Here is a 24,887-nt window from a genome sequence, read left to right as displayed (position 1 = left end):
CCCACTTTCGCCGGCCAACACCGCAACCACCAACCACCCCCCCCGGCGGGGCCCGTCTCCCCGGTGGGGGGGCCCCCCCCCCCGGGGGGTTTGGGGGGGGGCGGGGGGGCGCCACCCCCCCCCGGCTACCCGACTGGAGCGCTTCAGCGGACGGAACGTCCTGATCACCGGCGGCGGCTCTGGCATCGGCCAGGCGACCGTGCACCGGATCCTCGCCGAGGGAGGGAAGGTCGTCGCCGTCGACGTCGACGAGGACGGCCTGAAGACGACCCTGGACCGCGCGACCGTCGACGGCACCGCGGACCGCCTGGCCATCCAGGTCCTGGACATCTCGGACGAGGCGGCCGTCGTCACCGGCGTCGCGGCGGCGATCACGGACCTCGGCGGGCTGGACGCCCTGGTCAACGCGGCCGGCATCCTCCGCTCCTCGCACACCCACGAGACCAGCCTGGAGTTCTGGAACAAGCTCCTCGCGGTCAACCTGACCGGCACCTTCCTGATGACCCGCGAGGCGCTCCCCGCGCTGCTCGCGGGCGGCAGGGGCGTGGTGGTCAACTTCAGCTCCACCTCGGCGAGCTTCGCCCACCCCTACATGGCCGCGTACGCCGCGACCAAGGGCGGCATCCAGTCCTTCACCCACGCCATCGCCTCCGAGTACGCGAAGCAGGGCCTGCGTGCGGTCTGCGTCGCGCCGGGCAGCATCGACAGCGGCATGACCCACAACCCGGGGCTGCCCGCCGACGCCGACTTCAGCCTGCTCGCCAAGCTCGCCCCGGCCCTCGGCCAGGGCTTCGCGGGTCCGGAGACGGTGGCCGGGGTGATCGCGATGCTGGCCTCCGACGACGGCGCGTTCGTCACCGGCACCGAGCTGCGCATCGACGGCGGCACCCACATGTGAGCCGCCGGACGGCAGCACGACGGTGGGGCCCCAGCCACTCCCCCCGGTGACACGGGCCCCGCCGTCACGTCGCGGACGGCGGGGCCGGGCGCATGACGAACGCCGGGCTCGTGAAGGCCGCTGACTCGTGACGGCCGCTGGCTCGTGAAGGCCGCTCGGGTCAGCCGAGGCCGCCGTCCTCGCGCCGTACCGGCTCACGGAGGCCGACGTGGCCGCCTGGCGCGCCGTTCGGCCCGCGGCCGGCGACGGGGAGCTGACGCGGCTGCTCGCTTTCGGTGCGTTCGCGGCCGTCGAGCGGGTGGCGGGGTGGATCGGCGGGTGACCGGCCCGTCCGGCCCGTCCGGCCGTCAGCTGCAACCGTCAGCGCAGCGACTTCGCCATCACGAGCTCCCGGGTGGCCCCGCCGGCGAGCGGCCCGCCGGGCTCGGCGAGCACGGTGAAGCCGTGCCGGCGGTAGAGCGTGATCGCGGGTTCGTTGCCGGGGAGCACCGCGAGGCGCAACGTGCTGCCACCGGATGCGCGGGCCCAGCGCTCGACCTCCTCCAGCAGGCGGTCGGCGACGCCCCTGCCTCGCGCCTTCGGTCCGACCCACACCGAGCGCAACTCCCGTACGCCGTCGGCTCCGGGGAGGCCGTCCGCCAGACCGACGGGAGTGGCGTCCGGACCGGCCGGACCGTCCAGCAGCGCCGCGACGTGGTGGGCGCCCGGAAGGTGCAACCGGGTGCGCCACCGTTCCTCGCCGCCCTGGTGCCAGTCCGCCAGGCGGGCCTTGAAGGCGTGCGGCGCGTCGGACAGGGCGGCGAGGCGTAGGTCGCGCCAGAGCGGCCAGTCGTCGGTCGTGAGGATGCGCAGGGTCACCATGGCCGCCACGGTAGGGCGTGGGCGGCGGGCCTTCGCCGAAGGCCCGGGGTCGGCCTGCGGCCGGGGTCGAGACCGGGGCGGGCCGAGCAGGGACGGTTCAGGGCGTGCGCCAGTCGGTGGCGAAGGCGGCGGCCGGGTTGGCGGTGAGGAAGAGGCCGGACAGTTCGGGGCCGAAGGTGCGGGCGAGCCGTGGGACGAGGTCGTTGAGCAGTTCGGTCGGGCCGTCGGCCCGACGGGCGGTGCGGGTGGTGGTGTCGGCGCCGAGGAGGAGTCGGGAGGCGTGGCCGGCCTCGACGAGGTCGGCGATGACGTCGAAGGCCTGGTGATCGGCCGGGTGGCCGGCCCGGGAGGGGCTGTCCAGCGCGAAGTAGACGCCTTCCGCCGCGAGTTCGCGGTGCACCCGCACATCCGGCAGCCGGGTGAGGTGGCCGAGGATGATCCGGTGGGGCGGGACGCCGTGTCGAACGTGCAGCCGGTTCAGTACGAGGTGCGGGTGGGCTCGGGGTTCGAGGTGAACGGCGATCGGGGCACCGGTGGCGTGGTGCGCGTCGGCGGCCGCGGCCATCACCCGGCGGGTGTGCGCCGTGGTGGTCCCGGGGTCGCAGGCGACCTTGATCAGGCCCGCCCGGACGGCCTCGGGCGATGCGGGTGCTTCGGGGGCTGCGGGCGGTCCAGGCGGTCCAGGCGGTTCGGTGGCCGGTTCGGCCGTCAGCCCGGTGGTGAGTTCGGCGATGAAGCGTTCGGACAGCCCGTCGTACAGGGCGGGGAGGGTGTCCGGGTCGTAGTGGGCCGCCTGGTGCAGGCCGGTGGCGGCGACGACGTGGACTCCGGTCACGCGGGAGAGCCTCGCGAGGGAGTCCGCTCCGCGGCCCATGCCGTACGGGGTCCACTGGACGAACGACCGTCCGCCGGCCGCCGCGAAGGCGCGCAGGACGACCTCGGCGGCGGCCGGGTCGTCCAGTTCCTCGCCGGGGAGCAGGGGGCTGCGGATGAAGAGGTGGTCGTGGGAGTCGGTGGCACCGAGTTCCGCGGGGTCGAGGTCGCCGAGGACGGTACGGATCGTGGGGGTCATGCCCGGTCCGCCTCGGTCGGGGATGCCGGGATCGGGTCTGCTGGAGTCGGGGATGCCGGGGTCGGGTCTGCGGCGGCCGGGGACGCCTCGGTCGGGGACGCCTCGGTCGGGGGCGCCTCGGCGAAGGTGGCGGTGGCGACGCGCAGGCCGGCCAGGGCCTTGGGGACGCCGACGTAGGGGGCGAGGTGGACGATGACCTCGGTGATCTCCTCCCTGGTCAGGCCGATCCGCAGACTGTTGCGGACGTGGTCGGCGAGCTGCGGCTCCACGCCGCCGAGGGCGGTGAGCGCGGCCAGGTTGGCCACCTGCCGGTCGCGCAGGGCGAGGCCGGGGCGCTGGTAGGTGCCGCCGAAGAGACTGGTGACGATCCAGTCGGGGAAGCCGGGCGCGAGACCGTCCAGGCCGCCGAGGGTCGCGGCGGCGACCGGGCCGGCAAGGTCGGCGAGCAGGGCGTAGCCGGCTTCGCGGCCGAGCGGCGCGGGGGTCAGGTCGGCCGGTGTCATCGGGGCGGGGGCCGGGGTGGCGGTCGCGGTCGCGGGGGTGACGGGGGCGGTCGCGGGGGTGACGGTCGCGGTCATGGGGCTGGTCATGGAAGTGGCGAAACCTTTCACCAGTGTCGGCCGCCGGGCAGCCGGTCGAGTTCGGGACGGGACAGGTGCAGCACCTGGTAGCGGATGCCCGGTACGTCGTCCGGGGCCGGGCCGTACCAGAGGGCGAAGCGGACCAGCTCCCAGCGGCTCGGATCCACCGCGACGGCGGCGGTGTGCAGAGCGGGGTGCGCGGGGGACTCGGCGAGGGCCCGCTCGACCGCCTCGGCGGGATCGTCGGACTCGGGGAGCCTGACGATGTGCCGGGTAGCCGTGATCGCGGTTGTGGTCGCAGTCGAGGTCGAGGTCGAGGTCGCCGGAGCGTCCGGCACGGCGCCGTGGGCCAGACCGGCGCCGAGCCAGTGACGGACGGCCGGGCGGCCGAAGTCGGCGCTCAGGCCGCGAAAGCCCGGTCCCCAGAGGAAGCTGTTCATGCCCTCGGCGGTGCGCCAGAGGTAGAACGGCGCGTACTGGTTGACGGGCGACCCGTCGCGGCCCCGCTCGCGGACCAGGTACGCCTTGAGCCCGAGGCCCGGGTGCGCATCGAGCAGATGGCCCTTGTCGGCGACGCGTTTGCGGATGATCCCCAGGTCGTAGTCGGCGGGGAGGGTGATCTCGTACTGCATGGCGTGCACGGCGGGTCTCCTCGGTCGGATCGTCGAGCGGGGATCGCTCGGCCAGTCGGTCACGCGCGCGGTCTCGCGGTCACGCGGTCACGCGGTCAGTCGGTCGCGCGGCCGCTCAGCCGTGCGCGGCGCGGGTCAGGCGGTGCGCTGGGCGGCGAGCAGGCCGAGGGCGCCGCGTACGGCCTGATCGAAGGGCTCGGCCCGGCCTGCCGCGCGGGCCAGGACGTAGCCGCCCTGGACGACGGCGACCACGGCGGCGGCGGTGTCGGCCGGGTCGACACCGGGGACGAGCTCGCCCGCGGCCTGGCCCTCGGCCACCAACTCGGCGATCCGGGCGCGCAGCCAGTCGAAGGTCTCCTCGACGGGGGCGCGCAGTTCGGGGTCGGCGATGACGTCCGGGTCCTGGGCCATCCGGCCGATCCGGCAGCCGCGCAGCACGTCACGGTCGCGGTGCAGGTAGGCGGCGATGCGGTCGTACGCGCTGCCGGGGGCGGACAGGTCGGCGGCGGCGACTCCCCGCAGTTGCTCGGCGCTGCGGCGCAGGGCGGCTGCGGCGAGGTCGGGCTTGCCGGCGAAGTGGTGGTACATGCTGCCCTGGCCGACACCGGCGTGCTGCTGGATGGCCTTGGGGCTGGTGCCGACGTAGCCGCGCTCCCAGAGGAGTTCCTGGGTGCTCTCGATGAGGCGGTCCTGGGTGGTCATGTGAATCACTGTACATACCAGTAGGTACAGAAGGCCAGGAATTTCCCAGCTCGACGCGGACGCGGGGCGGGCGGACGAGTTCGCGCCGGGGACGAGGCGGGCCGACGGGTTCGCGCCGGGGACGGCTGAGGGCCGTGCGCCGCCCCCCGGCGGCCACGGCCCCTCGCCCGCTCGTCTCCCCCGCCCCGACCGGCGGCACTCCACCGCGGCCGGTGGCGCGCGTCACGTCTGGCAGGCGCTCACGGAAGCTCGCGCCTGACCACCGGGGCGACCTCGGCCGCGAACAGCTCCAACTGCTCCCGCTGCGCCCCTTCCGTCAGGGCGTCGACTCCGATCCCGACCACCTCGTTGCCGAAGGCCTCGTGATAGCGGTGGATCTTCTCGATCACCTGCTGCGGGCTTCCGACCAGGGCAGAACCGTGTTCCAACGCGTCCTCCAACGAGGTGAACGGCGACTTGTTGTGCCGGCCGGCCGCCGAACTGAACATCGCGTCCCAGTACGGACGGAAGCCCTCGACCGCGTCCTGCGAGCGCTTGGCGACGTACAGCCCGCCGAAGCTCGCGCCGACCCTGGCCTCCCTCGGATCGCGCCCGTAGTGCGCCCAGCGCTCGCGGTAGTGCTCCACCAGGGAGCGGTACTTGGCCAGCGGGTGGAAGGAGTTGGCGGAGAAGAGCGGGTCACCGTAGCGGGCGGCCAGGTCGGTGGACTGGGTGCTGGTCGCGCTGCCGTGCCACACCGGGATCGGGTCCTGCAACGGGCGCGGCGACACGGCCGCGTCCTTGAGCGGCGGGCGGGTCGAGCCCTCCCAGGTCACCCTCTCCTCACGCCAGAGTCGGCGCAACAGGCCGTAGTTCTCGGCGAGCGCGTCCCACTGGCGCTCCTCGGGCAGGCCGAACAGGTCGAAGTGCCGCGGGTCGTTGCCCTTGCCGATGATCAACTCGACCCTGCCTCCGGAGAGCTGGTCGAGCAGGGCGTAGTCCTCGGCGACCCGGACCGGATCCAGGATGCTCAGCACCGTCACCGTGGTGAACAGCCGGATGGTGGAGGTGCGGGCCGCTATCGCGCTGAGCAGCACCGGCGGAGCCGGAGAGAGGAACGGTTCACCGTGCCGCTCCCCCACGCCGTAGCCGTCGTAACCGAGTTGCTCGGCCACGACCGCCTGGTCGATGACGTTCCACAGCTTCTCCTGCGGGGTGCGCTGGACGCCGGTCACGGGATCGGGTCCGTTGGCGACGAGGGACGAGACGGTGAACCGCACGGCGGTCTCCTTGGGGGCGCTCGATGGGGCCTCGGCGCGACGCCCTGACCCGAGGCGCGGGCACGGCTGCCGAGGAGGGGCGGCGGCGGCCCGCGCGGAACGCCCGGGTACGGGCTGCGCTCACGCGGGCGGCACCGGGAGGGGATCGCGGCGGAGCGGCTCTGGGGCGGCGGCGTCAGCGCGAGGTGCAGCGGCGGCGACGACAACAGTGGGGCACCGCGGTCGCGGTCGCGATCGCGGGTGCGGTCATGGCCGTGGCCGTGGTCGTGGCCGCGAACACGGTTGCGGTCGCGGGTGGGGCCACAGCCTGGACGGTCATCGCGACTCCCCCTTCGCCTCGCACGCGTACGATCCCCCGCGAGCATAAGCACCGGTCAGAAACGGGGCAAGGGCTTGATCCGCCCGCGACGACTGGCAAGATGTCCGGCATGAGCTACCTCGCCGCGGATGACCGCTATGCCTCGATGACCTACCGCAAGGCCGGCCGCAGCGGCGTTCAGCTGCCGGCCGTCTCGCTCGGCCTCTGGCACAACTTCGGTGACGCCCAGCCGCTGGAGGTCCAGCGCGCGGTGCTGCGCCGCGCCTTCGACCGGGGGATCACCCACTTCGACCTCGCGAACAACTACGGTCCGCCGTACGGCAGCGCCGAACGCAACTTCGGCTACCTGTTCGCCCAGGACTTCCGCCCGTACCGCGATGAGCTGTTCATCGCCAGCAAGGCCGGCTGGGACATGTGGCCGGGCCCGTACGGCAACGGCGGCAGCCGCAAGTACCTGCTGGCCAGCCTGGACCAGTCGCTGGACCGGATGGGGCTGGACTACGTCGACGTCTTCTACTCCCACCGCTACGACCCGGACACCCCGCTCGAGGAAACGATGGGCGCGCTGGACAGCGCGGTGCGCTCGGGCAAGGCGCTGTACGCGGCGATCTCCAACTACCCGGCGGAGCAGCACCGGGAGGCGGTGGCGATCCTGCGCGAGCTGGGCACGCCGGTGCTGCTGAACCAGTCGGCGTACTCGATCCTCAACCGGTACGTGGAGGAGGGCGTGCTGGACGCGGTGGGCGAGACCCGGACCAGCCTCATCGCCTACTCGCCGCTCGCCCAGGGCCTGCTGACGGATCGCTACCTGTCGGGCGAGGTGCCGGCCGGTTCGCGGATGTCGGTCGGGCGGTTCCTGACCGAGGAGGCGCTCAGCGGGCCGAAGCTGGAGCAGCTGCGGGCACTCAACAAGGTCGCCGAGCGGCGCGGGCAGACGCTGGCGCAGCTCGCGCTGTGCTGGGTCCTGCGGGACCCGCGGGTGGTCTCGGTGATCATCGGGGCGAGCAGCGTCGCCCAGCTGGACCAGAACATCGACGCGCTCGCGGGCGGTCCGCTGACCGCGGAGGAGCTCGCGGAGATCGACCGACTCAGCCTCTGAGCGGGTAGGGGGCTTGCCGCCGGAACGGGCGAACAACTAACAGCTGACAGATTTCATCATCTGTCAGCTGTTAGTTGTCACCTGTCACCTGTCAGCCGTCAGCCGTCAGCCGTCAGCCGTCAGCGGCGGATGCCCAGGGCGGGCAGTACCGTTTCTGCAACCCGGTGGGCCTCCTCCAGCAGGGGGTTGCCGGAGAGGATGAAGGTGTCGACGCCCAGCGACTCGAACTCCTGCAACCGCTCGACCACCTGGGCCGTAGAGCCGACCACCGCCGTACCGGGGCCGGGGCGGAACAGGCTCATTCCCGGCCAGAGGTTCGGGTAGGCCTCCAGCTCCCGGGCCCGTGCGGGCACCTTGCCGCCGTGCTGGCGGAACTGCCGCTGCCAGCCGACCCCGTCCTCACCCTTCGCGCCGCCCAGTTGGCGGGCGTACGTGGCCTCGCTGGTGACGTCGAGCAGGCGGTCGGCGGCCGCCCAGGCCTCGTCCTCGGTGTCGCGGACGATCAGGTGCAGCCGCAGCCCGATCCGCAGGGTCCGGCCGTGGGCGGCGGCCCGCGCCCGGACCAGGTCCAGCTTCTCCTTGAGCAGGTGCGGCGGCTCGCCCCAGGTCAGGTAGACGTCCACGTGCTCGGCCGCCATCTCGATGCCGGCCGCCGAACTGCCGCCGAACCAGAGCGGGATGCCACCGGGCTGGACCGGCGCCAGCTCCCGCAGGCTCGCGCCCGCGTTCTTCAGTTCGTAGAACTCGCCCTTGTGGTCGAAGACTTCGCCGGCGGTCAGGCGCTTGACGATCGACCAGTACTCGGCGCTGAGCCGGTAGCGGTCGTCGTGCTCGACGTCCAGTCCGTACTCGCGCAGTTGCGCGGTCGAGCCGTTGACCACGTTGAACCGCAGTCGGCCGCCGTGCATCCGGTCGAAGCTGAGCGCCATCTTTGCCAGCAGGGTGGGCGAGACCAGCCCCGGGTGGACGGCCAGCAGCGGCTTGAACGCCGGGGTGGTGGCGGCCGCGAGCGCACTGCCGAGCGTCCACACGTCGTAGAGGTCGGTCGCGAGCAGGGCGCCGGTGTAGCCCAACCGCTCGACGCTTCCAGCCAGTTGCTGCAGGTAGCGGAGATCCACCGGGCGGCGGCCGGCCGGCTCCCACGGGTAGTGGCCCTCGCGCGGGATGATGTACCAGAGGACTTCGGAGGCCACGGTTCAGACCGCCTTGGCGAGCGCGGCGGCCACCGGGGCCTCCAGCGCGGGCAGATGGGCGTCGGCGACGGTCAGCGCCCGGTCGATGAACCCGACCCCGTGGAAGATGTCCGCGGCCTCCTGCTGCTCGGCGATGAACCCGGCGGTGGCGGGCTCCAGTTGCCACGGCAGTGCGGCCAGCGCCGTCTGCCAGTCGACGGCCGAGCCGCCCAGCTGCTCCGCCGCGATCGCGGCCGCCTCGGCCGGGTGCGCGGCCACCCAGGCGTCCGCCCGGCGCAGCGCGGCGGCGATCGCGGCGACCACCTCGGGGCGCCCGGTCGCGAAGTCCCGGCGGGTGAAGAACACCGAGCGGTCGGTGATGACGTCGCCGGTGCGGATCAGCTCCCGAAAGCCCCCGCTCCGGCGGGCGGCGGCCAGTTCGGCGCCCTGGGCGATCCACCCCGCGATCTCGCCGTCGCGCAGCCGCTGGGCCTGGTCCTCGCCGGCCGCCGGGCGCACCGGGGTGACGTCCTCGGCGTACGAAAGCCCCTGCGCGTGCAGGGCCTTGGCGAGCAGATGGGTCTGCCAGGATCCGATGCCCAGCACGACGGTGCCGCCCTTGAGGTCCGCCACCGCCTGGACCGGGCCGCCGTCCAGCACCAGCAGGGCGCCGTGGTCGGGCCGGGGTGCGGAGACCGCCGCGTACACCAGGTCGTGGCCGGCCGCCTGGGCGGTGACCGGCGGGGTCGAACCCGTCCCGCCGAAGTCGATGGTGCCGTCGGCGAGCAGCGCACCGGTGCGGGTGCCGTCGGCGTAGTGGTGGAAGGCGCCGGTCTCGCCGAGCGGGGCCAGTTCCTCGTCCAGGTAGGGCAGTCGGGCGAGGTAGTAGAGCGAGGGGTTGCTGGCGTGGACGCCGAGGGTCACGGTCATCTGTTCAACTCCGGTGGTGCGGGCGGGCGGTCTTGAGGACGGTTCGGTGGGGCCGCTTACGGGTCAGTGGACGCCGAGGTCGGCCAGCAGTCGGCGGCGCAGGTCGGCGAAGGCCGGGTCGGCGGGGTCGCGGGGGTGCTCGACGGCGACCGGTTCGTCGCGCACGAGCAGGCCGTCACGCAGGACGGCGACGCGGTCGGCGAGCCGGACGGCCTCCTCCACGTCGTGGGTGACCAGCAGCACGGCGGGGCGGTGGCGGCGGACGAGGTCGCCGACCAGGTCCTGCATGCGCAGTCGGGTGAGCGCGTCCAGTGCGGCGAACGGCTCGTCGAGCAACAGCAGTTGGGGTTCGCGGACGAGGGCCCTGGCGAGGGCGACGCGCTGCGCCTCGCCGCCCGAGAGGGTGGCCGGCCAGGCGTCGGCGTGCTTGTCCAGGCCGACCTCGTCGAGCGCCTTGAGTCCGGTCTCCCTGGTGGCGGCGCCGCGCGGCAGGCCGACCGTGACGTTGGCCAACACCCGCTTGGACGGGACGAGTCGGGGCTCCTGGAAGACCACCGTACGCACCGGCGGGACGAGCACGGTGCCCTCGTCGGCCCGGTCGAGCGCGCCGAGGATGCGCAGGAGGGTGGTCTTGCCGGTGCCGCTGGCGCCCAGCAGGGCGACGAACTCGCCCCGGGCGATGGAGAGATCGACACCGTCGAGGACGGCCCGGGTGCCGAACACCCGGCGCAGGCCCCGCAGATGGACGGCCGGAGCGGCGGCCGCAGGAGCGGAAGTGGCGTTCACAGGCGCGGAAGTGGCGGAAGTGGCGGTGCTCATCGGGCTGCTCCCTGGACGGCCTGGCGCCACGGCATCAGGAGGCGTTCCAGGACCCGGACGACCGCGTCGGCGGTGAGGCCGAGCAGCCCGTAGATCAGGATGCAGACGGCGAGGATGTCGGTGCGCGAGTAGTTCTGGGCCTGGGCCATCAAGTACCCGATCCCCTCGGTGGAGTTGATCTCCTCGGCGGCGATCAGGGCGATCACGCTGAGCGTCATCGACAGCCGCAGACCGGACAGCAGGGCGGGCAGCGCGCCCGGCAGGACGACGGTGCGCACGATGGCCCAGCGGCCGAGCCCGAAGCTGCGCATCGCCTCGACCAGCTTGCGGTCGGTGTTGCGGACGCCGCCGGAGGCGGACACGTACATCGGGAAGCTGGTGGCGACGCCAATCAGGGCGACCTTCGCGGTCTCGGTGATGCCGAACCACACCATGAACAGCGGGACCAGCGCCAGGAACGGGACGGTGCGCAGCACCTGGATCGCGGAGTCGAGCAGTTCCTCGCCGAGCCGGGTGAAGCCGGTGACCACGCCGAGCACCAGACCGGTGGTCGCGCCGAAGAGCAGGCCGAGGCCGGCCCGGGTGAGGGAGACCCCGAGGGCATCGGTGAGCTGGCCGTTGCCCCACAACTCGCCGACGGCTTCGGCGACCTGGGCGGGTGAAGCGAGGACGTCCTGGGTGAGGGCGCCGGTGGCGGAGGCGAGCGCCCAGCCGCCGAGCAGAGCGAGCGGGCCCAGGGTGCGCAGGATCACGGCGAGGGCGCGCGGGCGGGGCCGCTGCCGCCTGGTGTGCGGGGTGACGAGTCCGGCGTCGAGGGCGAGACGGGTCTCGTCGGTGGTGCGTTCAGGGGCGGCGGTGGTCACTTGGCACCGTCCCCGAGCTTGTTGATGTCGATCAGGTACGGCTTGACGTCCACGAGTTGCTTGGTGACCTTCTGGTCGGCGAAGAACCGGGCGACGGTGCCGAAGCGGGCGGTGTCGGCGTCGGAGATGGCCTCCGCGGCGGCGCCCTGCCCGCTGACGTTCACCGCGATGTCCTTCTCGGCGGGGGTGACGGCGGTCGGGCCGGAGTCGGTGAAGACGTTGAGGTAGGCGGCCGGGTCCGCCTTCTCCTTGAGGCCGTTCTCGCGCAGGTAGGTGTAGAAGGCCTTGACCACCTCGGGGTGCTTGTCGGCGAAGCCGTTGCGGACGGCCCAGACGGCGTAGTTGTCGGATCCGACCTCCTTGCCGTTGGCCAGGAAGTGCGCCCCGGCGTTGGCGATGGTGGGCGTGGAGAAGGTGTTCCAGGTCGCCCAGGCGTCCACCTGGCCGGAGTTGAAGACGCCGGCCGTCTGGTCGGCGCGCAGGTAGACCCGTTCGACCTTGTCGGCCGGGACGCCGTTCTTCTCCAGAGCCTTGAGCAGCAGGTACTCGCTGGTGCCACCCTGGGAGACGGCGACCTTGCGGCCGACCAGGTCCTGGACGGACTTGATGGGCGAGTCGTTCTTCACCAGGATCCCTTCGCCGACGCCGTCGGGCGCGGTCTGGGCGAACAGCTTGAAGCCGGGCTTCTGGGCGAGCGCGGCGACGGCCGAGGTGATCGAGCCCAGGGCGACGTCCAGTTGGTCGGCGGACAGGGCCTGCGCGGCCGGGGCGAACGGGCCCGCGCTGCCGGTCCAGGCGACCTTGGCGTGGACGGCGGCCAGCGCCTTGTCCAGCGAGCCGTCCTTCTTGCCGCGGGCGAGGAAGCCGTTGTTTCCGGGGTCGGGCAGGCGGAGCACCACGTCGGCCTTGCCACCGGCCCCGCCGTCGGCGGAGGCCTTGGCCCCGTCGGCGGACGAGCCGCAGGCGGCCAGTGCGGTGGAGGCGAGCAGCGCGGTGGCGGCGAGGGCGAAGCGGGGGGTCTTCACGGGGTCTCCAAACGAAGGACAGCTGACAAGTGACAACTTTCGAAATCTGTTATCTGAAATCTGTCTGCTGAAATCTGTTAGTTGTGATCTGTCAGCCTGCGGCCGGGCGGCGCTCAGCCGCCCACCGCGGCGCGGCGCCGTTCGCGCAGCAGCTCGTGGGCGGCGCGCAGGGGTTCCGGGTCGGCCCAGCCGGGGATGTCGACCGGGGAGGCGAGGAATCCCCGGTCCCCGAGGAAACGTTCCTGCTGCGCCAGCAGCTCCAGGCGCTCCGCCGAGAGGTCCAGGTGCAGGGTGCGGTGGCTGCCCGGTGCGTACGCCCCGGCCACGCCCTCGGCGCCCGCGCCGGTCTCGGCCCGCAGGATCCGCACCACCTCCGCCGGGTGCCCGGCCGCCCAGTCGGCGGCCTCCAGCAGAACGGCGAGGAAGCGGGCGACCAGCTCCGGCTGCTCGTCCAGCAGTTGCTGGTGGACGGTGACTGGCCGGGGCGTCCCGTTGTTGACCCGGGCCCGGCGGTCCGGCGCCGCGTCCAGTTCCACGGCCACCTCCGCCCCGACCCGGCGGGCCGCCTCGACGGCGAGCGCCCCCTTCACGTACACGGCGTCCACCACACCGTCCCGCAGCGCGGCCAGCTCGCCGGCCCACTGCCCGCCGCCGGGCAGGCCCGGGACGTCGACCAGCTCGGCGTCGTCCAGCGTGAGCCCGGCGAGGCCGAGGGCGCCGCGGAAGCCGGCCAGGGCCATCGCCCGCCAGAAGTCGATGCCGATGTCATGATGTGGGACCGCCAGCCGCAACCCGCGCAGGTCGCCGGGGCCGGTGATGCCGCTGCCGGCCCGGACCAGGACCACCTGGCGCTCCTCGATCCAGGTGAGGCCGACCAGCCGGGTCCGCTCGCCGCGCGAACGGGCCCACAGCGCCGGGACGTTGCCGCCCTCGCGGAACAGTCCGGTGAGCGCGTGGGTGTAGTGGTGGTCGGCGGCCACCTCCGGCGGGGCGTCCTGGAGCGAGCGGACGGCGATCCCGTCGGCGGCGAACTCGCGGGCGAGCCACCCCTGGTCGGCGGCGATCCCGGTGGCGGTGGGCACCGGGCAGCGGGTGAACCAGAGGGTGTCGGGGGCACTGGGGGAAGGGCTGGGCACGGGGTGTGGTCCTCTGCGGAGGGGGCGGGTTCGGCGGGCGCCGGAAGGCTGCGGGTCTGGGCACGCCGCGCGGGTCACGGGGCCCGGGGCGTCGGGGAGTTGCACGAGGTGGCGAGTCGGGCGGGGCGGTGGGTCGCGCGAGGCGGGGAACGCCGGACGGTGCGACGCGAGGGGAGCGTCAGCGACAACACGTGCAGGAGGCGAGGAACCGGTGGATCGTCACGGCGTCGCTCCTTCCTGCGGGTCGGGGTTGCGGGTGGTGCGCCGGGCGGCGGGCGTCCGGCACGATGTGAGGAGCGTTCCACGACGATCGAGCCGGAGGCAAGGTTTTGCCACATGGTGGGATCACTTGTTCATCAACGCCATTCCATTGCAACGTCGTCGACACAATCCCGCAGCACTCGCTGCCCTACGCTGAGACTCCTCCCGGTGATCCAGCCGGATTCCCGAACCGAAACGCGAGGTGCCATGGCCGAGGCCGCCACCGCCGTCCAGGGCCCGCCGGCCGGTGCGCAGGCCGTCCAGCGTGCGCTGGGGCTGCTGCACTGCTTCCACGACAACGGCCCCGACCTGAGCGCCTCCGACCTGGCCCGCCGGATGGACCTCTCGGTCTCCACCGCGCACCGGCTCGCCCGGACGCTGGTCAGCGCCGGCTTCCTGGAGCAGGACGAGCAGACCGCGCGCTACCGGCTCGGCCCGGCGGTCGCCGAACTCGGTCAACTCACCTTCCACCAGCGCGGACTGCACCTGGCCGCACCCGAGTTGGACCGGCTGTCCCGACGCACCGGTGCGACCGCGGACCTCGCGATCCGCAGCGGTCCGCACGCGGTCATCCTGGTGGGGGCCTCCGTCCGCCCGGACACCGGCCTCGGGCTGCGCCGGCCGCTGCACTCCACGGCGCTCGGCAAGGTACTACTGGCCTGGCCGCGCCCGGGGGAGCCGGCGGTGTCGGCGCTCGGCCCGCTGCCGTCGTTCACCGACCGGACGATCACCGAACCGGCTCGGCTCGACGAGGAGTTGGCGAAGGTCCGGAGCTCCGGGTACGCGCTCAACGACGGCGAGTCGGCCGCCGGGGTACGGACGGCGGCCGTGCCCGTCCTGGACGGCACCGGGCAGGCCCGGTTCGCGCTGGCCGTCCGCTCGACCCCGGCGCACCTGACCGACGACCGCCTGGACTGGTTCCTGGGCCACGCCCGCACCTGCGCCGACGCGCTCGCCGTCCTGTTGCTGCCGCCCGATCAGCGTGCCTGACGTCACGTCACAATGCCGCAGCGGGCTGCCCGTTGCGCGATGGCACGGGCAACCCGCCGCGGCAGGAAGTTCGGTGGCCGATCAGCTGGCCGGGGTGTACTTGTAGCCGACCCGACGGACCGTCACGATTGTGTCGCGGTAGCCCGGTCCGAGCTTGCGGCGCAGCCGGGCGACGTGCACGTCGACCGTGCGGCCGTCGCCGACGTGGCCGTAACCCCAGACCGCCGAGACCAGGTGATCCCGGGTGTGCACCCGCTGCGGGTGCTCGGTGAGGTGGGCGAGCAGCTCGAACTCCAGGTAGGTGAGGTCGAGCAGCCGCCCGTCGACGTAGGCGTTGCGCCGCTCGGCGTCGACGGCGATGCCGCGCCCGGCCGGTCGGACCGGGCGAACACCGGCCTGTGCGGACACACTCACGTGCGCACCGGCGTGCGCACCGACGTGCTGTGCACCCGAGGGCCCGCCGAGGGGCGCGCCGGCGGGCACCGCCGCCACCGGGCTGTCGGCCGGCACGAGCACCAGGTACCCGACCATCGGGTTCCCGGTACCGGCGCCGAACTGCGTGCCGTACTGGGCGAGCAGACCCTGCGGCAGCGCGCCCTGCGGCAGGGCGGCGACGACGGTCGCCCCCTCGGGCAGCGCGGCGAGCAGGGCCGCCGGCGCGGCCGGGAGGACCGCGCCCGGCTGGGGCACGACGCCCGCGCCCGCCGGACGGGACGGGATCGCGTGAGAGGACCGGACCGCTCCCCCGGGCCATCGCTCGGCGGCCGGCGAGCCGTGCGAGAGCGGGGAGGCGGAGGAGCCCGGCGCGCCGGAGCCGCCGGAGCCGACCGGGGCGACGCCCGGGACGGAGCGGACCGCGCGCAGATGCGGGGTCGCGGAGGGCAGGGGCAGGGTGGCCGTGGATGAAGAAGACATGGTGTGCCGCTCATTTCGCGCGTGACGGACGGGGTGGAGTCGTCTGCGCGTCGACCGGGCGTACTGCCGGGCTGATCCGGAATCAGCCTGCGGAGGGCCGGGACGCGCTGGGCGAGCCCGGACACGTCTGATCGAACAGGTGCGGCTGCCGGGACGGCCAGAACGGCTCAAGGTCGAGGCGACCCTGGTGGCTGTCCCCGGCGCGGTTCGCGCGCCCGTTCCACCGCCTGGCCGGTCCACCGACGCACATCGCGGAGGCCGCCCCGGTCGAGCGGGGACGGCCGGCGATGCCGGGGGCGGGGCTGGTGCAGGCGATGTTCACTGGTGGTCTCTCCGCGAGGCGGGGCCGGATCGGCGGTCGCGGGCACGCCGGATGAGGCGGGTCCGCTACGGCCTGGTCGACGGGATTGGCGGTGCGTCAGACGGCGGCCGGGTGGGCCGGGAGCGTCAGGGACGTACCGGGAAGGGGCCGGCCGGTCACCGACAACAGGCGCTGCAGATCAGCGCCTGGTCGATGTAGCGGCGGACGGTGAGCACCGGCGTGACGGGGGCGGGATCGGTCGTGGCGCGTCGCTGGCCGACGGTCATCCTGCTGCCCTCCCCCTTGCTCTGCACGACGGCGCGTCGTCGTCGATGCGCGCCTTCGTGAACGGAACGTTCCCGGCCCTCCCGACGGCATGGCCGGGCGGCTTTCGTGCCCAGAGCCTTCCACGCCGGGCCGGTCTAGGCAACCTTCGGCACACCGAACGTCCGGGATGCGGACAACCGAATGAGACGTCGGGAGGCTCGGAGGCTCTGTGAAGCCTCTGTGCGGGTGCAGTGCCGGACCGATGGTGCGGCGGCGTCAGACCGGGGGCGCGGAGGCGTCAGACCCGGACGCGGTGTCGTCAGACCGGGTCACGGCAGCGCCCGGCCCGGGGTGTGGCGGCGTCAGATTCGGGCCGGGGTGCCGCGGTGGCGACGGGCGGCGGCGTGCTCGACGAGCGCGACCAGGAGTTCCTTCCCGTCCTCCCGCAGGCGCGCGTCACACAGCAGCACGGGAATGTCCGGGTCGAGGTCGAGCGCGTCGCGGACCTCGTCCGGGGAGAACCGCTCGGTGCCGTCGAAGCAGTTCACCGCGACCACGAACGGGATGCCGCGCTGCTCGAAGAAGTCGACCGACGGGAAGCAGTCGGCCAGCCGCCGGGTGTCCGCGAGCACCAGTGCGCCGAGCGCGCCGCGGGCCAACTCGTCCCAGACGAACCAGAACCGGTCCTGCCCGGGCGTGCCGAACAGGTACAGCGCGAGTCCGGGCCGCAGGTCGATCCGGCCGAAGTCCATCGCCACGGTGGTGGTGCGCTTCGCCTCCACGCCCGAGGTGTCGTCCACCGGGCGGCCCAGTTCGCTGAGCTCCTCCTCGGTGCGCAGCGGCCGGATCTCGCTCACCGAGCCGACCAGCGTGGTCTTGCCCGCGCCGAAGCCGCCCGCGACGAGGATCTTCACCGCGACGGCCGGGCCGCCGCGCCAGCGCGGGTCGTTGGCACGACCGCCGGAGCCGTGGCCGCCGGGGGTGCCGCCACCAGGGGCACTGCCGGCAGAGGTGCCGCCGGCAGCGGCGCGGCCGTCGTGGTCAGAGCGCACGGAGTCCATTGATCACGTCTCGCAGCAGGCGCTCGTCCGGCAGCTCGGCGAGCGGAACGGGTCGGGTGACGCTGATCAGCTCGGCGTCGTAGAGGTCGCCGAGCAGCACCCGGACGACGCTGACCGGCAGGTCGGTGTAGGAGCCGAGTTCGGCGACGGACAGCGGCTCGCGGCGGCACCAGGCGAGGAGGGTCTGGTGCTCCGGGTCGAGGACGTGCGCGGGCACGGCCCCCGCGTTCGGCCCGGGCTCGGCGGCGGTGATCAGCGAAATCAGGTCGAACAGGCCGTCCTCGACCGGCCGGGTGCGGCCGCGGGTCATCGAGTAGAGCCGCACGACCGGGCCGGCCTCGTCGTCGAACCAGCGGTCGTCGGCAGGGACACGCGGGTGGAGCAGGTCGGACTCGGCCCCGTCCTGGCCCGCCCGCTCCACCACCGCCCCGGCCGACACGTCCGAGCCGCCCGAGCCAGACGACTCGGGCGGCCCCGCCGCCTCAGCCTTCGGATCCGCCATCGGACCGCTCATCTCCCCGGCGGCGCGGCTTCGGTGCGCGGCTCGGCGGCCAGGTGCTCGCCGACCCGCTTGACCAGCAGCGCCATCTCGTAGGCGATCTGGCCGATGTCGGCCTCGGCCTCGCTCAGCACGGCCAGGCAGCTGCCGTCACCGGCCGCCGTGATGAACAGGAACGCCTCGTCCAGTTCCACCATGGTCTGGCGGACTCCGCCGACCTTGAAGTGCCCGCCGGCGCCCTTGGCCAGGCTGTGGAATCCGGCCGCGACGGCCGCCAGGTGCTCGGCGTCCTCGCGGTCGAGGTCGCGGGAGGCTCCGGTGGCCAGGCCGTCGCTGGAGAGGATCACGGCGTGCCGCAGGGCCGCGACGCGCCCCACCAGGTCGTCCAGGAGCCAGTTGAGGTCCCCGGACGGCTGCGTCGAAGTGGTCATGAATCAGTTCCTTCCGATGGAGCGGGTGGTGCAGGTGGTGCTGTTGGTACGGGTGTTGCCGATGGTGCAGGTGTTCCCGGTGGTGCAGGGTTTGCCGGGTTCCGTCGGACGGGCGAGCCGGCCGGCACCCGACGGGCGAGCGGTGCCCGGGCACCGTCCGGCGGCGCGGACAGCGCCGCCGGGGCGGGTGCCGGACTGATCGCCCGCCGGGCGGGGTCCGGTGGCTGCCAGGCGGGTACGGCGGCGGGCCGGGCACTCGCCGGGGCCGACCTGGGCGTGGCGGCGCCGCGCCCTCGGGTGAAGCCGCGCTGGAACGAGGCGAAGGTGGCCCGCGCCTCCTCGGGCGAGCGCTCACGCGCCCGCTCGGCCTCCTGGGCCTCCCGGGCCCGTCGGGCGGCGAGGGCGGCCTCGTCCTCGGGCCCGTGGTCGGCCCGCTCCCGGAGGCGCTCCTTCAGCTGCTCCTTGAGCTGCGGCGCGAGGTTCGCCTGCCGGACCCGCCGGGGCAGCCCGCCCTCGGTCCGCGGGCCTGCGACCAACGGCGGGTCCGCGGGCCCGTCGACGACGGGAGCGGCAGTGGTCGGCTCGTCCCGACGGTGGCGCCCCGTCCCCGCACCGTCCTCGGCGTCCCTGGGCGGCGCGGGCACCAGCACCGGCCCGCCCTTGGTCCGCGAGGCCCGTCGCGGCAGCCCGCCCGGTGTCCGGGCCGGCTCGGGCGTGGACGGCCGGGGACCGCCGCTGCCCCGGTTCCGCTCGTCCTCCCCCGCGACGGAACCGGCCACAGACCCGGCACCGGCGCCGACACCGACGGCAGAGCCGGCAGCGGCCCGAGCCGTGCCCTCCGCCGTACCGCCGCCGCCACCGCCACCGCCACCGCCGAGCGCGGGCACGGCGACCAGGTCGCGCTGTCCACGCCGGACCGGGGCGGAGCGCTGTCCGGTGGGCGGCGGTTCGGGCAGGCCGTCCGGCGCCTCGGCTAGCAGTTCGCGCGGGATCAGCACGACCGCCGTCGTCCCGCCGTACGGGGACGGGCGCAGGTGGACCCGGATGCCGTGCCGCCGGGCCAGCCGGCTGACCACGAACAGGCCCAGCCGGTCGGTATCGGCGAGGTCGAACTCCTGCTCCACGGCGAGGCGTTCGTTGGTTTCGGCGAGGAGTTGATCGCTCAGCCCGAGCCCGCGGTCGTCGATCTCCAGCGCGAATCCGTGCGCCACCACCTCACCCTGGACGGTGACTTGGGTGGTCGGCGGGGAGAACACCGCGGCGTTCTCGACGAGTTCGGCGATCAGGTGGGTGACGTCCGCGACGGCGCTGCCGAGCAGGCCGGTGCCGGGGAACGGCCGGACGATCACCCGGGCGTAGTCCTCGACCTCGCCGACCGCCGCGCGGACCACGTCCACCATCCGGACGGGCTTGCGCCAGGCGCGCCCGGGCGAGCCGCCGGCGAGGATGATCAGGCCCTCGGCGTGCCGCCGCATGCGCGTGGTGAGGTGGTCGACCTTGAAGAGGTCGGCCAGCTCGGTCGGGTTCTCGGTGCGGCGCTCCATGGTGTCGAGCAGGGTGAGCTGGCGGTGCAGCAGCACCTGGCTGCGCCGGGCGAGGTTGACGAACACCGCCGAGACGCCGCGCCGCAGTTCGGCCTGTTCGACGGCGGCCTCGACGGCGGCCCGCTGGACGGCGTTGAAGGCCTGGCCGACCTGGCCTATCTCGGCCGCCCCGAAGCGCAGTTCGGGTGCCTCGGCCGCGACGTCCACCGCCTCGCCGCGGCGCAGCCGCAGCATGACGGAGGGCAGCCGGGCGCCGGCCAGTTCGTTGGCCGCGTTGCGCAGTCCGATCAGTTCGCGGGCGAGGCCGCGCCCGATCCGGAAGGAGATCAGCACCGACAGGACGACCGCGACCAGACCGATCGCACCGGCGATGCCGCCGCGCCAGAGCAGCCCGATCGCGGCGGACCGTTCGCGCTCGCCGATCCCGTTGGCGATCCGGGCGTTGATCGAGGTGAGGTCGCCGAGCGCCCGGTCGGCGGTCTCCCGCCAGGAGTCGCCGTTGATCGCCTGGGCGACCCGCTCGGGGCCGCCGGCGCCGACGAAGTCCGCTTCGGCGCGGGCCAGCGCGGCCCAGGCCTCGCCGCCGCGCAGGGCGATGTAGTCGGACTGGTCGGCGGGTTCGAGTTCGGCGATGTAGACGGTGAACAGGGCCTGCTGGTTGTGCAGGGCGTCCAAGGCGACCTGGTACTGCTCGGCGGTGGGCTTGGCCGCGCCGCCGCGCAGGCCCTCCATCGCCGCGTCCTCCTGCGCGAGGTACTCGCGGGCGCGCACCAGCTCGATCAGGATGGTCCCCTGCCGCGGGAGTTGACCGCTCTGCCGGGCGACGTAGGCGGACCGGAAGCCGAACACCGGCTTGACCAGGTCGCTGTACTGCCCCAGCGCGAACTCCCAGTTGAGCGCGGAGCGGCCGACCTGCGCGCGCAGCGGTCCGATCTGGTCGGCGGCGGCGATGATCTGCAGGAAGCGGCCGCGCTGGGAGCTGGAGAGCTTGCCGCCCGCGTGGTCCTTCTTCTGCCGCAGGACGTCGAGGCTGCGGTCGGTGGCGGCCTTGGCGTGTTCGTAGGCGTCCGTGGCGACCTGCGAGTTCGGGACGGCCAGTCGCTGGACGGCCGCGCGGCGCTCGTTCTGCAGATCGTCGGCGTACCGGTCGACCGGGGTCCCGAACTCCTTGTACGTACGGCTGATCTCCAGCTGGCCCCAGACGTCTCCGGTGGTGGCGAAGGTCGCGTACACCCACAGCGCGGTGAGTGCGACGATGGGCACCAGGAGCAGCGCGATGATCTTCGCGCGGATCGAGCTGCTGCGCAGACGCATGGAGTCCTCGGTCGGGAAGTGCCAGGCGCGGACGGGGAGCGGTTCGGAGGAGCCGCGGGGCTCGGCCGGAAAAGGCTTGGGAAAGGGCTTCGGAAAGGGCTTCGGAAAGAGTTCGGGTGCGGGCTTCGGGAATCGGCTTCGGGGCTGGTCGGCGTGGATGGTGCGTCGTCGGATCGGGCCTGGCCGGGAGGCCCCCGGTCGCAGGTCTGCGAGAGCCTACTACGCCCTGACCACTCGTTCGAGGGTCGTACCAGTCCACTTCCCCGGCTTGCCCCGCACACGTCAGGATCGACTCCCGGTCACTGCGGGCTCGCGTCCGGATCATCCACCTCCGCCTGGTTTACCCGGTCACCGAACGCACGCGGTTCCTCCTCGGCGGCGACACCTTCCGCAGGGACCGGTGCCGATCTCGTCGCGTCACGGTCACAACCCTGGGCAGTGACAGGCCGATCCGATAGTTTCGCTCCACCTGCGCGGCCCGGCACCGCCGCCACGGCCTCCGGCGCCGACACCGGTTCCGGCACCGGCGCGGGCAGTGCCGCCGCGAGACGCCAACGGGGGGAATGTGCGCGAGTTCACCACCCCCGCCGTGGCCGGGCCCGAGGCCACCGGAGGACTCGCCGACTCGCTGTACGACACCGCCGAACGCACACCGGACCTGGTGCAGCTGGCCCGCCACGTCGGCCCGCCGGGCCCCGCCGACCCCGCCGAGCACCGGGACGGGCACCGGTTCGGGCACCGGGACGAGTGGCAGGGCGTCACCGCGCGGGAGTTCCGCGACGAGGTGCTCGCCCTCGCCAAGGGCCTGCTCACCCGGGGCGTGCGCTACGGCGACCGGGTCGCCCTGATGTCCCGCACCCGCTACGAGTGGACGCTGTTCGACTACGCGCTCTGGTCGATCGGCGCGATCACCGTCCCGGTCTACCCCACGGCGGCGGCCGAGCAGGTGCGCTGGATCCTCGCCGAGACCCAGGCGGTGGCCTGCCTGGTCGAGGACGAGGACGCCGCGATGACGGTCGGCGCGGTCTGCGACGCGCTGCCCGACCTCACCGGCATCTGGCAGCTGGACCGCGACTGCGTCGCCGCGATCACCGAGGACGGCCGCGACGTGCCCGACTCGCTCGTCCACCGCCAGCGGCTCGGCGTCACGGCCGGGAACGTCGCCACGGTCGTCTACACCTCGGGCACCACCGGCCGCCCCAAGGGCTGCCTGATCACCCACGCCAACCTGGCCGCCGAGGCCGACACGCTGCTCGGCGGCTGGCGGGAGGCCTTCCACGACACCGGCGGCGGACAGCCGTCCACCCTGCTGTTCCTGCCGCTGGCACACGTCTACGGACGGGCCGTGCAGGTCGCGGCGATCCGCGGCGGCTTCCGGATCGGGCACGTCCCCGAGGTCTCCACCGACGCCCTGCTGCCCGCGATGGAGTCCTTCCGGCCGACCTTCCTGCACGTCGTCCCGTACGTCTTCGAGAAGATCTTCCAGCAGGCCCGGCGGGCCGCCGAGGACGCCGGGCGCGGCGAACTCTTCGAACAGGCCCGGCAGGTGGCCGTCGACTGGGCCGCCGCCCGGGAGCAGAAGGCGTTCGGGCGCGGGCCCGGGCCCAGCCCCAAGCTGCGGCTGCGCCACCTCGCCTACGAACGGACCGTCTACCAGCGGCTGCGGGCCGTACTCGGCGGCCGGGTGCGCAGCGTGATGTGCGGCGGCTCCGCGCTGCGCCGCGAACTCGGCCTCTTCTTCACCGGCGCCGGCCTGCACCTGTACGAGGGCTACGGGCTGACCGAGACGTCCGCCGCGATCACCGCCAACCCGATCGGGCGGCAGAAGCTGGGCACGGTCGGGCACCCGCTGCCGGGCTCGTCGGTGGCCCTCGCCGACGACGGCGAGGTCTGGGTGCGCGGCGGCTCGGTCTTCGGCGGCTACCTCAACCACCCGCAGTGCACGGCGGAGTCCCTGATCGACGGCTGGTTCGGGACGGGCGACCTGGGCCGGCTGGACGAGGACGGCTACCTGACCATCACCGGCCGCAAGAAGGACCTGATCGTCACCAGCAGCGGCAAGAACCTGGCCCCGTCGGCGCTGGAGGAGCGGGTGGCCGCGCACCCACTGGTCTCCCAGTGCCTGGTGGTGGGCGACGACCGCCCGTACGTGGCCGCGCTGATCACGCTCGACCCGGCGGCGCTGGCGCACTGGTTGAAGACGCACGGGCTGGAGCAGCTGGACCCGTGGGCGGTGCTCGCGGACGAGCAGCTGCACACCGAGGTCCAGCGCGCGGTGGCGGCGGCGAACACGGCGGTGTCGCGGGCCGAGTCGATCCGCGCGTTCCGGCTGCTGCCCCGCGAGTTCAGCCAGGACCAGGGGATGCTGACACCCTCCCTGAAGCTGCGCCGGGCGGCGATCGCCGAGTACTACGCCGATGACATCGCGGAGTTGTACGTCCCCTGACTGATCGTCTCGTCCCTTTTGTGGCAGGTGTGGTGGGCTCCGATTCACCGGCCGTTCCCTTGACGGGCTGATTGGTCCAGTCCATTGTTTCTCCTCGGTCCGAGTGCGGCGCACCATCCGCTCCCGCCCCTCCGGGAGCACCCAGGTCCCGCGAGCCCGGTTCCAGCGGCCCGCCCCACGGGCCCGGTTCCAGGGTTCCGGTTCCAGGGTTCCGATTCCGCCACGCCCTCCCCACGGGCGTGTCCCCCACACGCAGGAGTCCTCTCGTGTCGATGTCCACGCGCCCGTCTGCGCGCCTGTCCACGCGCCTGTCCACGCTGGCCGCCTCCGTCGCGCTGCTCACCGCCTTCGCCGCCCCGGCGGCCTCCGCCACCCCCGGGCCCGCCCCGGCCGGCGCCCCGAGCGCCCCGAGCGGTCCGAACACCCCGAGCGGCCCGACCGTCAACCTGGCCACCAACCCCGGCTTCGAACTGCCCGCCCCCGACCTCTCCGCCTGGGGCGCCGTCCCCGGCTGGAACTGCACCGGCGGCCCGGCCGAAGCCGCCGTCACCACCACCACCGCGCACTCCGGCGCCTCCGCGCTCACCGTCACGCCGGCCGCCGCCGACTCCACCGGCGAGTGCGCGCAGACCGTGGCCGTCCAGCCCAACACCGCCTACACCGCCTCGGCCTGGGTCCGCGGCGCCTTCGTCTACCTGGGAGCCACCGGCACCGGCAGGGACGTCGCCCCGGCCTGGACCGAGACCACCGGCGGCGGCTGGCAGCAGCTCACCACCCGGTTCACCACCGGCCCGAACGCGCACAGCGTCCGGCTCTACGTCCACGGCTGGTACCAGCAGGGCCCGTTCTCGGTCGACGACGTCCGGGTGGACGGCCCCGCACCCGCCCCGGCCGTGGCCGCCGGATCCATGCCCACCAGCGACAAGGTCGTCTTCTTCACCATCGACGACGGCTGGCAGCGCACCCCCGAGGCGGAGAAAGTCATCGCCGACCACCGGCTGCCGATCACCGCCTTCCCGCTGCCGATGCCGGCCGGCACCGACCCCGACTTCTTCCGGCGCGTCACGGCCGTACCCGGCTCCTCCATCCAGGACCACAGCGTCTCCCACTCCGACCTCAGCAAACTGCCGCTGGCGCAGCAGCAGATCGAGATCTGCGACGCCCGCGACGCCCTGACCCGCCAGTTCGGCACCACACCGGTGGCCTTCCGCCCGCCGTACTTCGCCTGGAACGCCGACACCCTTCAGGCCGCCGCCAACTGCGGCATCCGCACCGTGCTCACCGCCGACGCGGACTTCAGCTGGGGCGCGTCCAACATCTGGCACCCGGGCCTGCTGCAGCCGGGCGACGTCGTCCTGATGCACTGGACCGACACCCTCGCCGCCGATCTCCAGCGCGCCCTCGCCGCTGCCGACGCGGCCGGGCTCAAGCCGGCCGGCCTGGTCGACTACCTGCGCTGACGCGTCGCCGTCGGCGGGCTCCCCAGGGAG

Annotated in this window: 22 protein-coding genes; 5 read left to right on the top strand and 17 right to left on the bottom strand. The window is 73.7% G+C overall.

Features of this window, described 5'->3' with window-relative positions; genetic code table 11:
• Positions 1–133: 133 nt before the first annotated feature.
• Complete coding sequence (locus ACFV61_RS00110) at positions 134–898, top strand: SDR family NAD(P)-dependent oxidoreductase (RefSeq protein ID WP_063349995.1); 765 nt, start codon at positions 134–136, stop codon at positions 896–898.
• A gap of 360 nt (positions 899–1,258) precedes the next feature.
• Here ACFV61_RS00110 and ACFV61_RS00105 read toward each other — a convergent pair whose 3' ends face one another.
• The 6 genes from ACFV61_RS00105 to ACFV61_RS00080 form a co-directional block, all read right to left on the bottom strand.
• Entirely contained in the window at positions 1,259–1,759 is a 501-nt protein-coding gene (locus ACFV61_RS00105; protein ID WP_380489131.1) for a GNAT family N-acetyltransferase, read from the bottom strand.
• A gap of 97 nt (positions 1,760–1,856) precedes the next feature.
• Complete coding sequence (locus ACFV61_RS00100) at positions 1,857–2,831, bottom strand: phosphotriesterase (RefSeq protein WP_380489130.1); 975 nt, start codon at positions 2,829–2,831, stop codon at positions 1,857–1,859.
• On the bottom strand, positions 2,828–3,421 hold the full coding sequence (locus ACFV61_RS00095; protein WP_380489129.1) for a carboxymuconolactone decarboxylase family protein: 594 nt from the start codon (positions 3,419–3,421) through the stop codon (positions 2,828–2,830). Before ACFV61_RS00095 ends, ACFV61_RS00100 begins: the two co-directional genes overlap by 4 nt.
• Before the next feature lie 17 nt (positions 3,422–3,438).
• A complete protein-coding gene (locus ACFV61_RS00090) occupies positions 3,439–4,053 on the bottom strand; it encodes a DUF4865 family protein (protein ID WP_380489127.1) in 615 nt (204 codons plus the stop codon).
• A gap of 126 nt (positions 4,054–4,179) precedes the next feature.
• On the bottom strand, positions 4,180–4,746 hold the full coding sequence (locus tag ACFV61_RS00085; RefSeq protein ID WP_063349991.1) for a TetR/AcrR family transcriptional regulator: 567 nt from the start codon (positions 4,744–4,746) through the stop codon (positions 4,180–4,182).
• Positions 4,747–4,985: 239 nt separating this feature from the next.
• Entirely contained in the window at positions 4,986–6,005 is a 1,020-nt protein-coding gene (locus ACFV61_RS00080) for an LLM class flavin-dependent oxidoreductase (RefSeq protein ID WP_380340254.1), read from the bottom strand.
• A 428-nt stretch (positions 6,006–6,433) separates the two neighbouring features.
• On the opposite strand from ACFV61_RS00080, the gene ACFV61_RS00075 reads away from it, so the two are divergent.
• On the top strand, positions 6,434–7,423 hold the full coding sequence (locus tag ACFV61_RS00075; RefSeq protein ID WP_063351537.1) for an aldo/keto reductase: 990 nt from the start codon (positions 6,434–6,436) through the stop codon (positions 7,421–7,423).
• Between the two features lie 119 nt (positions 7,424–7,542).
• Here ACFV61_RS00075 and ACFV61_RS00070 read toward each other — a convergent pair whose 3' ends face one another.
• The 6 genes from ACFV61_RS00070 to ACFV61_RS00045 all read right to left on the bottom strand — a co-directional run bounded on the left by ACFV61_RS00070 (position 7,543) and on the right by ACFV61_RS00045 (position 13,368).
• The gene (locus ACFV61_RS00070; protein WP_380340260.1) at positions 7,543–8,616 is read right to left on the bottom strand and encodes an LLM class flavin-dependent oxidoreductase; all 1,074 of its coding nucleotides are present in this window, start codon (positions 8,614–8,616) and stop codon (positions 7,543–7,545) included.
• Between the two features lie 3 nt (positions 8,617–8,619).
• The gene (locus ACFV61_RS00065) at positions 8,620–9,525 is read right to left on the bottom strand and encodes an ABC transporter substrate-binding protein (RefSeq protein ID WP_380423653.1); all 906 of its coding nucleotides are present in this window, start codon (positions 9,523–9,525) and stop codon (positions 8,620–8,622) included.
• A 63-nt stretch (positions 9,526–9,588) separates the two neighbouring features.
• Entirely contained in the window at positions 9,589–10,344 is a 756-nt protein-coding gene (locus tag ACFV61_RS00060; RefSeq protein ID WP_380489126.1) for an ABC transporter ATP-binding protein, read from the bottom strand.
• Positions 10,341–11,207: an ABC transporter permease gene (locus tag ACFV61_RS00055; protein ID WP_363367102.1), complete on the bottom strand. Its 867-nt coding sequence runs from the start codon at positions 11,205–11,207 to the stop codon at positions 10,341–10,343. Before ACFV61_RS00055 ends, ACFV61_RS00060 begins: the two co-directional genes overlap by 4 nt.
• Complete coding sequence (locus tag ACFV61_RS00050) at positions 11,204–12,232, bottom strand: NrtA/SsuA/CpmA family ABC transporter substrate-binding protein (RefSeq protein WP_380489125.1); 1,029 nt, start codon at positions 12,230–12,232, stop codon at positions 11,204–11,206. The genes ACFV61_RS00055 and ACFV61_RS00050 overlap by 4 nt, the downstream gene beginning before the upstream one ends.
• Positions 12,233–12,345: 113 nt before the next feature.
• Complete coding sequence (locus tag ACFV61_RS00045) at positions 12,346–13,368, bottom strand: ABC transporter substrate-binding protein (protein ID WP_380489124.1); 1,023 nt, start codon at positions 13,366–13,368, stop codon at positions 12,346–12,348.
• 468 nt (positions 13,369–13,836) lie between these two features.
• On the opposite strand from ACFV61_RS00045, the gene ACFV61_RS00040 reads away from it, so the two are divergent.
• Positions 13,837–14,619 carry an IclR family transcriptional regulator gene (locus ACFV61_RS00040; RefSeq protein ID WP_380376893.1) on the top strand — a complete coding sequence of 261 codons (783 nt, stop codon included), beginning with the start codon at positions 13,837–13,839 and terminating at the stop codon, positions 14,617–14,619.
• Between the two features lie 81 nt (positions 14,620–14,700).
• On the opposite strand, the gene ACFV61_RS00035 is transcribed toward ACFV61_RS00040, so the two are convergent.
• From ACFV61_RS00035 to ACFV61_RS00015, 5 genes are all read right to left on the bottom strand, one after another.
• Positions 14,701–15,534 carry a winged helix-turn-helix domain-containing protein gene (locus ACFV61_RS00035; protein WP_380489123.1) on the bottom strand — a complete coding sequence of 278 codons (834 nt, stop codon included), beginning with the start codon at positions 15,532–15,534 and terminating at the stop codon, positions 14,701–14,703.
• 930 nt (positions 15,535–16,464) lie between these two features.
• Positions 16,465–17,016, bottom strand: a complete 552-nt coding sequence (locus ACFV61_RS00030) for an ATP/GTP-binding protein (RefSeq protein WP_063351534.1) — start codon at positions 17,014–17,016, stop codon at positions 16,465–16,467.
• Between the two features lie 127 nt (positions 17,017–17,143).
• Positions 17,144–17,665 (bottom strand): DUF742 domain-containing protein, encoded by a 522-nt coding sequence (locus ACFV61_RS00025; protein WP_380489122.1) that lies wholly within the window; start codon positions 17,663–17,665, stop codon positions 17,144–17,146.
• Positions 17,666–17,673: 8 nt separating this feature from the next.
• A complete protein-coding gene (locus ACFV61_RS00020) occupies positions 17,674–18,093 on the bottom strand; it encodes a roadblock/LC7 domain-containing protein (RefSeq protein WP_063349983.1) in 420 nt (139 codons plus the stop codon).
• Positions 18,090–20,951 carry a nitrate- and nitrite sensing domain-containing protein gene (locus ACFV61_RS00015; RefSeq protein ID WP_380489121.1) on the bottom strand — a complete coding sequence of 954 codons (2,862 nt, stop codon included), beginning with the start codon at positions 20,949–20,951 and terminating at the stop codon, positions 18,090–18,092. Before ACFV61_RS00015 ends, ACFV61_RS00020 begins: the two co-directional genes overlap by 4 nt.
• Before the next feature lie 565 nt (positions 20,952–21,516).
• On the opposite strand from ACFV61_RS00015, the gene ACFV61_RS00010 reads away from it, so the two are divergent.
• Together ACFV61_RS00010 and ACFV61_RS00005 are read left to right on the top strand one after the other, a co-directional pair.
• Complete coding sequence (locus tag ACFV61_RS00010; RefSeq protein ID WP_380489120.1) at positions 21,517–23,397, top strand: AMP-dependent synthetase/ligase; 1,881 nt, start codon at positions 21,517–21,519, stop codon at positions 23,395–23,397.
• Positions 23,398–23,669: 272 nt separating this feature from the next.
• Positions 23,670–24,857, top strand: coding sequence for a polysaccharide deacetylase family protein (locus ACFV61_RS00005; protein WP_380489241.1), 1,188 nt, complete (start codon positions 23,670–23,672; stop codon positions 24,855–24,857).
• Positions 24,858–24,887: the final 30 nt, after the last annotated feature.

Source organism: Kitasatospora sp. NPDC059817, from assembly GCF_042731835.1.
In the GTDB taxonomy this organism is placed as follows: Bacteria; Actinomycetota; Actinomycetes; order Streptomycetales; family Streptomycetaceae; genus Kitasatospora.
Note: the sequence above shows the minus strand (reverse complement) of the source record. Positions and strands in the feature narration are given on the sequence as shown.